Annotated in this window: 9 protein-coding genes and 1 pseudogene; 6 read left to right on the top strand and 4 right to left on the bottom strand. The window is 68.5% G+C overall.

Annotated features, from left to right (window positions below):
* Window positions 1–469: 469 nt before the first annotated feature.
* Window positions 470–1954, top strand: a complete 1485-nt coding sequence (locus tag EV384_RS22030) for an alpha/beta fold hydrolase (RefSeq protein WP_130336163.1) — start codon at window positions 470–472, stop codon at window positions 1952–1954.
* 357 nt (window positions 1955–2311) lie between these two features.
* Window positions 2312–2569: a hypothetical protein gene (locus tag EV384_RS22025; protein ID WP_207232407.1), complete on the top strand. Its 258-nt coding sequence runs from the start codon at window positions 2312–2314 to the stop codon at window positions 2567–2569.
* Between the two features lie 61 nt (window positions 2570–2630).
* Here EV384_RS22025 and EV384_RS22020 read toward each other — a convergent pair whose 3' ends face one another.
* Together EV384_RS22020 and EV384_RS22015 are read right to left on the bottom strand one after the other, a co-directional pair.
* On the bottom strand, window positions 2631–3317 hold the full coding sequence (locus EV384_RS22020) for a hypothetical protein (protein ID WP_130336161.1): 687 nt from the start codon (window positions 3315–3317) through the stop codon (window positions 2631–2633).
* A gap of 172 nt (window positions 3318–3489) precedes the next feature.
* A complete protein-coding gene (locus EV384_RS22015) occupies window positions 3490–4020 on the bottom strand; it encodes a TIR domain-containing protein (protein ID WP_130336159.1) in 531 nt (176 codons plus the stop codon).
* Window positions 4021–4174: 154 nt separating this feature from the next.
* Here EV384_RS22015 and EV384_RS22010 point away from each other — a divergent pair, with 154 nt between their 5' ends.
* The gene (locus EV384_RS22010) at window positions 4175–5203 is read left to right on the top strand and encodes a tyrosine-type recombinase/integrase (RefSeq protein WP_130336157.1); all 1029 of its coding nucleotides are present in this window, start codon (window positions 4175–4177) and stop codon (window positions 5201–5203) included.
* A gap of 96 nt (window positions 5204–5299) precedes the next feature.
* The gene (locus EV384_RS22005; protein ID WP_165440016.1) at window positions 5300–5653 is read left to right on the top strand and encodes an IS5 family transposase; all 354 of its coding nucleotides are present in this window, start codon (window positions 5300–5302) and stop codon (window positions 5651–5653) included.
* A gap of 522 nt (window positions 5654–6175) precedes the next feature.
* Here the strand turns inward: EV384_RS22005 and EV384_RS22000 are convergent.
* Complete coding sequence (locus tag EV384_RS22000; RefSeq protein ID WP_130336153.1) at window positions 6176–8449, bottom strand: hypothetical protein; 2274 nt, start codon at window positions 8447–8449, stop codon at window positions 6176–6178.
* Window positions 8450–8585: 136 nt separating this feature from the next.
* A pseudogene (locus EV384_RS36200) lies at window positions 8586–9067 on the bottom strand (transposase); the annotation flags it as partial.
* Between the two features lie 165 nt (window positions 9068–9232).
* Between EV384_RS36200 and EV384_RS34970 the strand changes: the two are divergent.
* Both EV384_RS34970 and EV384_RS21990 read left to right on the top strand, forming a co-directional pair.
* Entirely contained in the window at window positions 9233–11839 is a 2607-nt protein-coding gene (locus EV384_RS34970; protein ID WP_165440015.1) for a hypothetical protein, read from the top strand.
* Window positions 11836–13143 (top strand): patatin-like phospholipase family protein, encoded by a 1308-nt coding sequence (locus EV384_RS21990; RefSeq protein ID WP_165440014.1) that lies wholly within the window; start codon window positions 11836–11838, stop codon window positions 13141–13143. Before EV384_RS34970 ends, EV384_RS21990 begins: the two co-directional genes overlap by 4 nt.
* Window positions 13144–13253: the final 110 nt, after the last annotated feature.

The raw sequence follows: 13253 nt of genomic DNA, 5'->3' as shown, positions 1-13253 counted from the left end.
GCACTTGGCCCTCTGCCAGTTGGTGAAAAGCTCAGGCGTTGACTTGCCATCGCGACGCGAGCAGGATTCATTAGTGACTCCTTCAGAGTCATCGGCGGCCCGGGTGAAAGGACCCGAGAAGTAGAAACGCGATCGTTAACAACGGTCTCTGTCTACACGCTTTCGCAGTTCTTGTCGACACAACATGCCTTCCCTGGGACACCACCAAACCAGCGGATCGCATTGCCATAGATGCTGTTCGCAGCGCATCGTGACCCGACTTGCGGAAGCGGCACCGTCCTTATCCAACGCAGACTTCGCATCCCAGGGAACGTCCCGATGTTGAGCTCCCGCATGCTGGTCGCCGTCGCGGCCCTTTTCATCCTGCTCTGGCCCGCCCGCGCCCCGCCGTCGGCGCGACCAAACAGGTGCAGCCAGGTGCCACAACCACGCTAACCGCGCGTAGCCAACCCATTGTAGGGAGATCCCCATGTTCAAAACAAAACGTGCACTGAGAGGGGCGGCATTCGCGGTCGTCGCGGTAACCGCGCTCGCTGCCGTATTCACTCAGCCGGCCTCCGCGTCTTCGGCTGCCGGCTGCGACGAGGTGCCGACCGGTGTGCGGGTCAGCGATCACTGGCTGCACTTCAAGGTGCCGCCCGGGCTGATGCCGGACCCGCAGTTCGACGATCGCCCGGCGAAGCTCGAGGTGCATCGCGTCCGGCCGGTGTATGCCCACGGCAAATGCTCCTCGGTGTCCAACAGAGCCGCAGTACTGATCCACGGCCGATCTTCGTACGGCCCGGCCGTGTTCGACCTGCGACAGCCTGCCCCTGAGGGCGGCGAGCTGAGCGTGCAGAAGGCGCTCGCCCGGGCGGGAATCGACACCTTCGCCCCCAACCTGCTCGGCTACGGCCGCTCGACGCGCTTCGACCACGGCCTGGACGATCCGAGCAACGCAAGCCTGCGCGCCTACACGGACGGCACCTGCGAATACCCCGAGGGGTGCGACCGCACTCATGTCCCCCTGGTCTTCCCCCTCGATCAGCAGGGACCGTCGGCGCAGGGGCCGACGTTGTTCACCAATCCGCTCGGCGGACAGCGGCGGGCGCACTCCAGCAACTTCCGGTTCGCCCGTGTCGACACCTTCGTACGCGACATCCGTCAGGTCATCGACGACGCCATCGCGCGGGCGCAGCCGTCGGACGGCAAGGTCACCCTGCTGGGCTACTCTTCCGGCGGGCAGGCCGTCGGCCGGACGCTGTACAAGGACAACCCGAACCCGCTCCTTCCCAACACCGACCAGTACATCGCGAAAGTCAACCGCGTCGTGTTCCTGTCGTCGTTGTTCTTCGCCACCGGTCCGACCGAGGAGCCGCCGCCGGCGGGTTTCGCTACCTTCCCACTGCACGTCTTCAACGCTGCGAGTGTTGCCACAAACTGGCAGATGACGCCGCCAGGGCGCGAGGCGGCGTGCACCGGTCATGTCGTCCCGGGCAGTCGCGAGCAGGTCTGGACGCAGGTCCTGGAGGGGGAGACCCTGGGCCTTGAGTGGGGAGGGAACGACCCCGCGCACCCGACCGGCCTCGCCCGCAGTCCTGTGTTCTCCAGCTACGGCTGGAACAGGGAAGTCGCAGGGAAGCTAACCACACCTGCGCTGGTCATCCACGGTGATGAAGACCAGGCCGCGCCGGCGACGAACGCGGACACCATTTACAGCGAGCTCCAGATGACGAACAAAGTGAAGGTAAAGGTAGCGTGCGCGAGCCACGCGCTTCTCTCCGAAGGCTGCTCCGGGCAGCGCTGCACCCCGGCCTCGGGCACGCCCTACGGCGGCAAAACCGGCACCCCCTGGGCCGGTCCGCATTCCACGCTCAAGGCGGCGCTGATCGAGTGGATCAGTAGTGGGACCTTCGACGGCGCCCCGAGCGGGGAGTTCACCGTCAACGAGAGCGGGGTGGCGACCGGGCCCTGAGATCGCCGGCTATCGGCCGTCCCTGACCAACTGACCACCCGAACCCGAACGAAGCTACGGAGAGGAAACCCGGGCGTACAGGCCGACTCGTCCGTCGCCCACCAGGCCAGCCGCTACTACATGGCGGCTGGCCTGCTGTTTTGTCAGGCGCTTCGCGGTCGTCCTTGGTCGGCGTCTGCCGGCCCGTAACGGCCCAGACGGCCCAGCCTGACCCCTCGTTTGTAGGGCCGTTTCCATCGTGATCGACAGCCAGATGCCCGGCCCGGCTCGCACGCCGGTTCCTCCGGGACTCGCCAACGTTGAGGCCGTGCCGACAGGGTCACTCGTGTTCGTACGAACGTTCGACAGGCTGCTCTCGTGGAGGTCAAAGGCCGCTGGTGGAACGGCAACTGGGGGCGCATCGCCCGCCGCGACATCTGGCTGCTCTCCGACGGCCACCGATGGCGCGTCCGCGGCCGCCTCGGAGGCGACGGAGGCCGGGAGGTCGCTTACGAGTTCGACGACGAGCAGCAGGCCCGGGCGATGGTCAACCGGATGATGGAGACGTCGGCTGGCGCTTGGCGGGACCTCACGGAGGCGCTGCGCCAGGAGGCGCAGCGCCTGCGCGCGGACTAGGAGCACCGCTCGACAACTCGGATGGCCACGACGCCGGGCCGGTGGATGAGGTCTGCGCTGATCAGTTCTCCTCGCGAGCCCGGAGCATGGCGTTCAGGTCCCGAATCTGCCGATCTTCCGGGCCCTCGACCCGCTCCACCCGCCAGTCGTAAAAGACCTCGTAGGTGGCCTCCTCAGCTACGGGGGTTTCGCTGTCCGCGATGGTGGCCAAATGCACGATGCCGCCGTACAGAGCGACCACCGTGAGCACAGCCCCCATGTGCTCGAAACTTCCCTCCCAACCGACGGTGCCGTCGCGGTGCAGGTGCGCCACCAGCCGCATTCCGACGGGTACGTCGTCGTCGACGTAGGCGGGTAGCGGCTCGTACGTGTGGGTGGCGCACGGGATCTCGGTGTCGTACACCCAGGCAACGACGTTCACCTCGGTCCGCAGTGCGCCCGCGGCCGCCGTCCGGATCACCTCGACGAGCCGGTCACGGGCAGCTGCCGCCTGCGCGTCGATCGTCGTCCACAGCGGCCCGACCCGGTGCGACTCCTGGTGCAGATAGTGCGTGATGAGCGTGTCAGCCTCGCCGGCGGTGATTTCCACCTCCGGCAACAGGTCTTCTGGCGCTGGCGGCTGGCGAAGGCTCGATGGCTTGAGGAACTCGCAGCAGCTCAGAGGGAGCTCATCTGGGCAACGACGGACGGCTGCCACGTCGGTCAACCGCATCATGCAGGTGGTCGGGTCCGCGAACACAACCCGCATCCAGGGTTCCTTCGAGTCTGCCTCGCAGCTGCGGTACAACGCCGGGCCGCGGCTCGACGAGATCCGGTACGCGGTGCGGGTCGTGCAGGGGTCAGGCCTGCCCCGGCGGTAGCACGGACGCGCGCACGCCCCCGACCAGGCGGTCGGGGGCGTTGCTACGCCTCGGCCCGAGTCATCTCAGCCGCAGCCGGAAGTCGGCCCACGCCTGCTCGGCGGTGGCCGCCTCACCGTGGGCGGTGGCGATCTGCCCGGCGAACCACAGATCCTCGAGCTCCTTCCGCCCGGTCTGCATGTACACGTAGACCTGCTTCCCCAACGCCCGCGCGTAGCCGATCTCCACGAGGCTGCCGTGGCAGGTCGGGTCGTCGATCCACGTGAACAGGTGGGTGGCCGAGCGGATCGCGTCCAGGCATCGCCGGCTCACCTCGGGCCGGGACAGGCCGGGGTAGGCGGCGCAGGCGATGTCACCGGCGGCGACACCATGGCTGTTCTCGCCGTGGTAGCAGCCGTGGTCGTCGCTCATGAAGTGCGGGCCGACGTACACGGCGCCGGGGAGGCTGGCGATCCGAGCCTCCGCCGACCAGGGCGTCTGGTCGGGGTTCTCGTAGTCGGCGTCGTCGACGACGGGGAACAGGGTGTGCCGCCACCCGTTCTTGGTGATCTTTCCGGCGGCGTAGACGCGGATGCCCTCGAAGGTGTCCATGCGGAACCGTCCTCTCGATGTGGGGGAGGGAGACGACCGTAGTGGACGGTAGCCCGTCGCGCCCACAGTTCCCGAACCGCGGCAGCCGGGCAGAGCGACCCGTGGCGGCGAGTCGGCGGACGCCTGTCGCTCATTCACGATAAGGTTGCTTCTCGTGAATGAGATTGCGGCGCAGGGGAGTGCCGAATACGTCGAGTCGATCGCTCCGAACGAACACCTCTCGGAGTCCGCGCGGCGCCGGATCCGCGAGTCCGTGCCCGCGTCCACGAGGCGAGCCTATGCCGGCGACTGGAGTCGGTTCACCCTCTGGTGCATCGAAAAACAACGATCCCACCTGCCGGCCACCGGAGCAACCCTGGCCGAGTATGTCTCACATCTGGCCGACGGCGGTAAGGCCTCGTCCACGATCGAGCGCGCCATGGCGGCCATCACCGTCGCCCACGCCAGCGCCGACCTCCCGTCACCCAACACCCGAGCGGCCCGCGCCGTCCTGCGCCGGCACCGGGCCGAACTCGCCGAGGGTGGCCGGGGAGTGCGCAAGGCCAAGGCCATGACCATCACGGCGCTGCGGGCGATGGTCGACACCCTCGACGTCTCCACCATCGCAGGGGTGCGCGACCGCGCCCTCATCGTGGTCGGCTTCGCGCTGGGCGCTCGGCGAAGCGAACTCGCGGCGCTCAACATCGCCGACCTCACCTTCACCGACGACGGCCTGCAGGTCACCATCCGTCGCTCCAAGACCGACAAAGAATCCGTGGGCCGCACCACCGCCCTTCCCTACACATCCCGACCGGCCACCTGCCCCGTACGCACCATGCAGGCATGGCTGGATGCCCTCGCTGCTCGCGGGGAGACGTCCGGACCGGTGTTCCGACGCGTCGACCGGCACGGCAACCTCGGCCGGGCACCGCACGGGCGCGGAGAAACCAGCGGCCGCATCACGGGCCAGGCCGTCGCCATCATCGTCCGCCGCACCGCACTCCGGGCCGGCCTGAACGCCGCCTCCGCCTTCTCCGGACACTCCCTGCGCCGCGGGTTCGCCACGGAGACCCACCGGCAGGGCAAGAACCCACTGCGAATCGCCCGGCACGGCGGGTGGAAGGACGGCTCCGCTACCCTCGCCGGCTACATCGAGGATGCCGACCAGTGGGAGGACAACGCCCTCACCGACGTCGGCTTGTGACCGCCCAACCCGCTCCTGTTCGAGTACGTCAGCGGACCCATCCGTGTACGGCTGAACATGCACACCGTTCGTTGGACAGTCCCATCCACGTCTGTCGTGAGTGGGCGGTTCGAGCTGACCGAAGTCGAGTACGCGCGGATCGCGCCGTTGCTGCCGGCGATGATACCTCGGCGTGGTGTGCGGTGGCGTGATCACCGGCAGGTGATCAACGGGATCGTGTTTCGGGTGGGTACTGGGGTGCCATGGCGGGACGTGCCGGCACGGTACGGGCCGTGGAAGACGCTGTACAAGCGGTTCGCCCGCTGGCAGGAGGACGGGACCTGGGCGCGGATCGAGGCGATGCTGCAGGCCGACGCGGACGCGGCCGGGGATCTGGACTGGCACGGCAAAGCCGATTCCACGATCGTGCGTGCCCACCAGCACGCTGCCGGCGCGCGTAAAGGGGGCTGAGCAGCAGTGACGCAGCGCGACGGGAAGGACTCGGCAAGTCGCGCGGCGGGTGGACCACGAAGATCCACACGATCGGTGACGGGCGGGGCCGGAACCTGACCAGTCACCTGACCCCGGGCCAGGACTCCGACACCCGCCAGCCGGTGCAGAGCCACATTGGCCGGGCTGATGGCCCTTCTGCCACACCGCGCGGCCGGTGACGACCGGCGTGCCGGCGGGCAGTTCGGCCGCCCTTCGAATGCCGTCAGTGGTCATCGCCCTTGATCCCGTTCGGACGGGTGCTATGCGGCGACCAGGGCGCCGCTGCCAACGGCCTCGCGCAGCCGCGCCAGCCACCGCGGCGGCAGCGGCTGTGGCTCAACCAGCGTTCGCAGAAGCCCACCTGTCCGGTACGACGTGCCGATTGTGGACCGGGTCGCCGCGGGCGGCCGACACCTACCCGCCGGAGCCACTCCTCGAACATCACCTGCCGGCGCCGAACAGGATTGTGCTGTTCACCCGGCCGCTCCCGGCGGCGGCCATTCAGGTCAGCTCGAACGCGTAGTGGTTGACGAGCGCCCAGACCCGCGGGTCGGTCCAGTAGCCGCCGTGCCCGCGTGGCCGAGGTGGCTCCGACCCGTAGTCGTACCAGGGGGTGTCCGGATCGGGCAACCGCTCGTCGACGCCGTCAAGACAGTCGCCGCGCTGGACCGGACCGCCGACGGGATCGGTGTCATAGAAGAAGTTTCGCCACCGCCAGACCCGCGGCCGGCCCGCGCCGATCACCCCGTCCCCGAAGTAGGCCGGGAAGATCGAACCGTATAGCTTGCGGAACGGACATCCGAAGGTGACCAGCGCGACCTGGTCGTGCGCGGGCCGGTGGCTCTCCTGCAGCAGCGCGGCGAGAGCGATGACGCTGCCCTGGCTGTGCGCCACCACCACAGCACGCCCCCCCGCGTCATGGAGTCTCCAGAGCCGGCGTTGAAGGTCGGGCACCGCACGGGCGGTGTATGGCGGTGGGGCGAGGGGATGGTAGGCGCGCGGCCAGAAGGTGCTGACGTCCCACACGATCCCCAGGCGGCGGCGGCTGTCCAGCCCCTGCCAGCCTCGCCGGACCAGCAGCAGCAGACCGAGCGGGGCGGCCGTGGCCAGGAAGGTGGACGTGGCGAGCAGCGGTGTCGGAGGCGTGCGGTGGTAGACCCAAATGTCGAGCGCCCCGTATGCGAGGCCGACGAGCAGCGCGAGGGTGACCGTGACGAAGGCCGTTCCGGCATCCACCCTGGCGGCCCATCGGGCACGGGCGATGCGGGCCTCCCAGGAGCGGCGGAGTGTGCTCAGGCCTGTGTCGGCCGCGTTGATGCTCCAGTCGTTCACGTCCGCGCTCATGGCGCCGTACTCGTCGCGGACCGCCCGCCGCGCTCGTCGTCCCCCGCCACGCCACCAGGCCAGACCGCCCACCACGGCGAGGCCGGCCAGCACGGCGAGCGGCAGGAGGGTGAGGTACGGGACGAGCGCGTAGACCCGGTCGTGGATCATCAGGGCGTTCGACCGGTCAGGGCGCGCCGCCGGGTGGGGGACGTCGCCGAGCAGGTCAGCCACGCGGATCATCACGCCGGTGCCGACGCCGTTGAGCAGCACGCCGCCGGCGGCGACCGCCGCGAACGGCAGGAGCAGCGCGCGGGGTCCCTCTCCACGTCGCCGGGTGACCAGGCCCGACACCAACACAGCAAGCACGACCGCGACGAGGACGCCGTAGCAGCCGTCCACCGCCGTCGACATGCCCGGAAGCGGTCCGGTACCACCCGGTCCGAGCGGCTGACGCATCGCGAAGACCGCCGCGCAACCGGCGGAGAGCATCCCGGACAGCAGGACCGCCAGCAGCGCGAAGGGCCACAGCAGACGTACCGGGGGACGGTCGGAGGCTAGCAGGACCACCGCGCCGATCAGCGTGACGAGGGCCGCGAGCACCGTCGCGGTGTGCCAGCCAGGTGAATGTGCCACCTGCCCCGCCTCCCGTACGGCGGCGCCGACGGTGTGTCCGGTGAGCCAGGCCAGGAACGCCATGGCAACCGCCAGATGCAGCACGCCGAGGCCGATGCTCTTGCCGTGCCAGAAATACGGGTGGCCGAGACCAACGCCGGGCCGCGCCGACGTGACCAGCGGTGGCCGCGAGGCGTCGCCCACCCCCCGGGGCGGCTGGACGCTCTCGTAGGGTGTCCACTGTCGTCCGCCTAGCAGGGCGAGACCGAGGACGAGCAGCAGCGGAATGGCCGCTCCGGCGAGGACCCGCCAACCCGGGTGGTCGGCCAGTGGTCCCCATCGCAGCCACCGCAGCCACCAGTGGTCGACACAGGTGTCGCGCGCGCCGCACTGGTAGGCCATCACGTCCATTGCGGTCATGGCGGCCAGCAGGACCAGGTTGAGCGTCATGGCAAGCGCGGCCACCCGGAGCACCGCGCGGTGCAGCAGGAAGCGCCACCGACTGCGCCAGGTCGCGGGGGTGCACATCCAGCCGGCGACGTTGACCATCGCAAACGGCAGTAGCAGCAGCCACAGCAGGCGTACCGCGCTGCGGACGGCAAGCGCCCCCCACGAGTACGCCTCCACATGCCGCCCGTTGAGGTCGGCAGTGCGGTAGAAGCCGGCAGCCTGGTCACCGGCCACCAGCTGTGGGGCCAGGTCGGCGAGCAGAGTCTCCGGCCGGATCCCGCCGACCCCGTGCAGCCGCAGCTCCGTCACTCCCGTCAGGTCGACGCCCGGGGGCAGCTGCCCGGAGGGGCGTGGGACGGGACGGGAATTGTGGATTGGGACCGGCATGGCGGAAACCTCCCCGGGCCTGACGACTGCTCCACTGTCGCGTACGCGGGGCCAGCTCGCCACCCGCCTCGGGTGAGGGAATTTGGCGGCGGACCCGACGGCGTGGTGATCGAGCCGACCGGCCCGGCGTGGCTGTGACGTGCACCCCGTCGGTCCAGACGTAGACGTAGTCGACCTGCGACACGTCCCGAGCGCAGAAGGCGTGGTAGTCATCGCCCCACTGCTTGGTCAGCCGCGTGATCGTCGCCGACGACAGCCCGGCGGCCGAGCCCAGGAACGACTCCAGCGCGGGTACGAAGTCGCCGGTCGACAGCCCGTGCAGATACAGCAACGCCACCACCTCGACCACCTTCGGCGACTTGCGGCACCACGGCGGCAAGACCACCGACCGGAACCGCTTGCGCTGCCCGGTCTCCGCATCGACCCACTTGTCATTGACCTGCGGCGCGGTCACCTCTACCGCACCGGCCACGGTCATCATCTGCCGAGGCTGCGTGTGACCGTTACGCACCACCAGACGCCGACCCCGCTCGTCACACGTTCGTCGGCCAACTCGGCCAGATTGGCGTCAACCTCCGCCTCCAACGCGGCAGCCAGCATCCGCCGCCCGGCCTCTCGCCGAACAGTGCGAGCTCACGGCTCAATCTTCCCCTCGGTAGCCGCGAGCCTGGCGCCTCGTGTGCGCCACGCCCCTGCGATCACTGTCGCGAGTTGTACTCCCTCCTTGACTTTGCGTAACCGGCCGTCGAACCTCAATATGTCGCCTCTCGATCGATGAAGAAGGTGAGTGGCGTGCCGGAACTTGTCCGTTTCACCTTGGTCCGAGACGCGCAGAAGGTCGAGCCGCAACCCGACACCACCATCCCTCTCGTCCCGCCGGGCGCGGCAACACCACAGGTACTCACCGAGCTCGCCGATGCCCACCACAGCGAATCGGTGCAGGCCATCTGTGCGAATTTCCTGGCCGCCGGCCACTTCAAGCCGCCAGAACCCGACGCGGACCTACCGATCTGGGAACTGTCGCGATGGCTCAGGGAACGCGCGGACCGGGTGAGCCGTGCCGAGGTGCTCGCCTGGCTCGCCCACCGGGACGCCGACGTGCTCACCCGGCTCGCCCACCGGGACATCGCATCCAAGCGGGACTCGTCCGGCACCGAGATTTGGGCCGGGATCCGGGCGGAGATCGGAGCGAGTCTCGTCGTGGCAATGCTGGTGCCCGATGCCGATCCCGCCGTACCACCGGCGCTGAACCGTCTTCTCCTGGTCGGAGGGTTGGCGGAGCTCGTCCTGCGACCCCGCCGACCGGCGACCGAGCGCGACGGCGCCGGCGAGAAGGGCACCGGCAAGCCGGAGACGGACACGGGCGCCGAGGTCTGGTGGGCGCTGCACCGGCGCAAGGTGTTGCTGCCGACCTGGCTGAGCCGATATCCCGAGCGGACTGAGCGGACTGAAGCCGGCCTGCTGCGGAGCAGCAAGCTCGCACGTACGCCTGCCGTCTCGGACTACTACGTCGTCGAGGACGAGTGGAACCGTTACGAGGCCGCCGAGATCGCCCACATCGAAAACGTGCTGCCGCACGAGTCGAAGAAGCGCGTCCATCGCCGTGAAACCGAGACTGAGCAGACCACGACAACCGACACGGAGCGGACCACTGAAACCGAGGTCGACACGCAGCAGACCGACCGTGGCGAGTTCAGCCGCCAGACACAGCGGGAAAGCGAGCTGGCGTTCGAGGGCGAGCTGAGCGTGGACACCACCGGGCAGTACGGCCCGACGAACGTCAAGACGCATCTCGCCGCGACCGTGGACGGATCCCTGGCCGAGGCCGAGCAGACCGCGTACAAGACGGCGAAGGAGATCGTGAGTCGGTCGGTCAGCAAGGTGTCGGAGCGCACCCGTACCGTCCGCGTCACCCGGACATTTACGCGGATCACCGAAACCAACCGGCACGGCCTCGACAACACCGAGGACGAGCCGATCGTCGGCATCTACCGCTGGGTTGAGCAGGTACGCCGGCTGCGCGTGCTGCGGTACCCCAACCGCTTCCTGCTGGAGTTCCTCGTGCCAGAGCCGGCTGCATGGTGGCGGTGGCTGGACAAGAGCCGCCAGGGCAAGGGATTGATCACGACACGCCCCGACCCGTTCACCGCGGACGCCAAGCCGAAGTCGGACACCAACCCGGAGCTGACACCCGCGGACATCAACCCGAACACCGACACGTATTTGAAGTACGCGGCCCGGTACGGCGCGACCGGGCTCGAACCCGTCCCAGCCGACCAGACGGTGGCCACCGTCATCAGTCGGTACCCGCCGTTGAAGCAGGAAAAGGACGGCATTCCGGTCATCGTCGAGCCGAAGAACGAGTGGACGCTGGAGTGGAACAGCCAGAACACGCTGACGGTGCCGGCCGGGTGGAGGGCCAAGTCATGGCGAGCCGCGGTCCTGGCGTGGCATGACGGGCACTTCCCGGAGTGGCAGGAGCAGCTGAGCATCACCATATCGGTCGGGGCGGGTCAGGCAGCCGCCGTTGGCACCACCGCGAAGGGCAGCGCGCTGGTTACGCAGATCTCCAACGGGGCGGTCGGGCCGATCTCATCGGGCACGGTGCCGGTCGCGGTCATGCTCGACGCACCGTACGGGTACGTGATCAACGTAGAACTGATCTGTGAACCAACCGCGGCGGCGATTCAGCGGTGGAGACAGGCCACGTATGAGGTGATCCGGGGCGCCTACGACCTCAAGCTCCAGGAACATCTGCAGGAACTGGCGGCCAGCTCCATTCGGGCGGGCATCGACATCTCCGGGATGAGCCCCGCGCGAGCCCGCGAGGTCGAGCGAACCGAGCTGAAGAAACATGTCCTGACCCTGCTGAGCGGCCAATCCCCGGCCGCCTCGCCGGATCCCTGGGCGGGGGACGAGAAAGGTCCCTGGCTCGACGTGAGCAAGCCGCCCCGGGACGAGGTGATGTTCCTGGAACAGGCATTCGAATGGGAGAACCTACGCTACGTGTTCTATCCCTACTTCTGGGCCAACGCCGACCGTTGGCCCGACCTGGCCGACATCACCGGCGCGGACGCCCTGTTCGCGGCCTTCCTGAGGGCGGGCTCCGCGCGGGTCGTCGTCCCGACGAGACCGGGGTACGAGGACCAGGTCAACTTCTACGTCCATACGCTCATTCCGTGGGGCGGTCTGGGCGCCCCGGCGCCGGACGCGCCCGGCTACCTGTCCATCGCCGACGAGGTTCAGGCACTGTCCGGGCCGGCGCGTGGCGGCGTGCCGGTGGGCAGCTCGTGGGAGGTTCGCCTGCCGACCGAGTCGGTGTGCCTTGCAGACGCCGGGTTGCCGGTCAACCCGCACCCGGCGATCCCGGCCCCACCCACGGCCTCATGAACGGCCAGCTGCTGCAGCCGGTGCCCACGGCACCCGGCCGGATCCGTACCCGCCTGCGCCCCGCCGACATCAACTACCTGGTATTCGAAGGGGGCGGCGGCAAGGGCTTCGCGTACCTCGGAGCCCTTGACGTCCTGCGTGAACATGATGTCTTCGACCACGTGGTGGGGTACGGGGGCGCCTCCGCCGGCGCGATCACCGCGATGCTGCTCGCCGCCGGTTACACCGTGGACGAGATCCGGGAATTCATGAAGCGGCCGGGAAGCGTTCCGGGCGTCTCCATCGATTCCTTCGAGGACTTCTTCGAGTCGTCGACCCCACGGCTCGTGCCTGTCGTCGGCGGACCGTACCGGCAGGTAACCGACTCGGACGAGGAACGGAAGCTGATTTCCGTCCTGCGGAAGCACGTCGTCCTGGAGTGGGGAATGGACGCGGTCATGACCAGCGGTTTGTTCTGCCCGGTCGGCGCAATGCTCTACCTCGCACTGAAGGCGTGGGTGGGCAAGTACGCCAAGAAGCTGGACGACGTGCTGACGGAGAACAAGGACAAGCGGCTGGTGCGGCTGCTCAGAGCGCAGTGGCCGGAGTACGTCGCCTATCTCAGCCGGGACATGGGCGTGTTCTCCGGCTCGCGTGCCCGCGACACGCTGGACACCCTGCTCGGCAACAAGATGAGGAACGCCAGCGGGATTCCGGGGCGCCACACCACCTTCCGGCAACTGCTGGCGGGACCGCGGGGCGCGAAGCTGCTCGTCACCGGCACGAATCTCACCACCGGCGCCACACAGATCTTCTCGCCCGACCATACGCCCGACTTCCCGGTTGCCGACGCGGTCCGGATCTCCATGGGTCTTCCGTTCATCTTCAAGCCGTACGTCATCGACGGTCCGGCCCGGGACGGCTGGCCTGCCCCGGGAACCTATGTCGACGGCGGCGTGTGGAACAACCTGCCCTTCCGGGAGTTCGACGATGAGCCGACCGAGAAGCCACGGGCTGCTGCCGCCAACCAGCCGGAGCGTTCGCACACCCTCGCGCTGCGATTGGATGTCGTCCCGGAGTCCCCACCCGCGATCACGGACATCGGACAGATGCTCGCGGCGGTTGGGAAGTTCGGGGTGTTCGGCACCGGAGAATCACAGGTCACCGAGCGGTACCGGCTGCAGACCGTCGAGTTGAACACCGAAGGGCTCGACCTGATCGAGTTCTCCCCGCCCGATGAGGTGATCAAACAATCAGTCGAGCGGGCCCGCACGGCGATGCGCGACTACTTCAAGCTCGCTGTCCGGGACGCGTCCGCCCGGTAACCCGTCTGAATCTGGATGGCCCTGTCGATCGAGTACCCCCGAGTACGCCTAGACGAGTAATTCCTAAGTCGGTCCGGGGCTGCGAACGCAGCGAAGGGTGTTGATGATCC

This window comes from Micromonospora kangleipakensis (assembly GCF_004217615.1).
Taxonomy (GTDB): Bacteria; Actinomycetota; Actinomycetes; order Mycobacteriales; family Micromonosporaceae; genus Micromonospora; species Micromonospora kangleipakensis.
Note: the sequence above shows the minus strand (reverse complement) of the source record. Positions and strands in the feature narration are given on the sequence as shown.

Bases quoted from the DNA above. Each gene is read 5' to 3' on its own strand.
- EV384_RS22030 (WP_130336163.1), top strand. From the start codon at position 470: ATGTTCAAAACAAAACGTGCACTGAGAGGGGCGGCATTCGCGGTCGTC.
- EV384_RS22020 (WP_130336161.1), bottom strand. From the start codon at position 3,317: ATGCGGGTTGTGTTCGCGGACCCGACCACCTGCATGATGCGGTTGACC.
- EV384_RS22015 (WP_130336159.1), bottom strand. From the start codon at position 4,020: ATGGACACCTTCGAGGGCATCCGCGTCTACGCCGCCGGAAAGATCACC.
- EV384_RS22000 (WP_130336153.1), bottom strand. From the start codon at position 8,449: ATGCCGGTCCCAATCCACAATTCCCGTCCCGTCCCACGCCCCTCCGGG.
- EV384_RS21990 (WP_165440014.1), top strand. From the start codon at position 11,836: ATGAACGGCCAGCTGCTGCAGCCGGTGCCCACGGCACCCGGCCGGATC.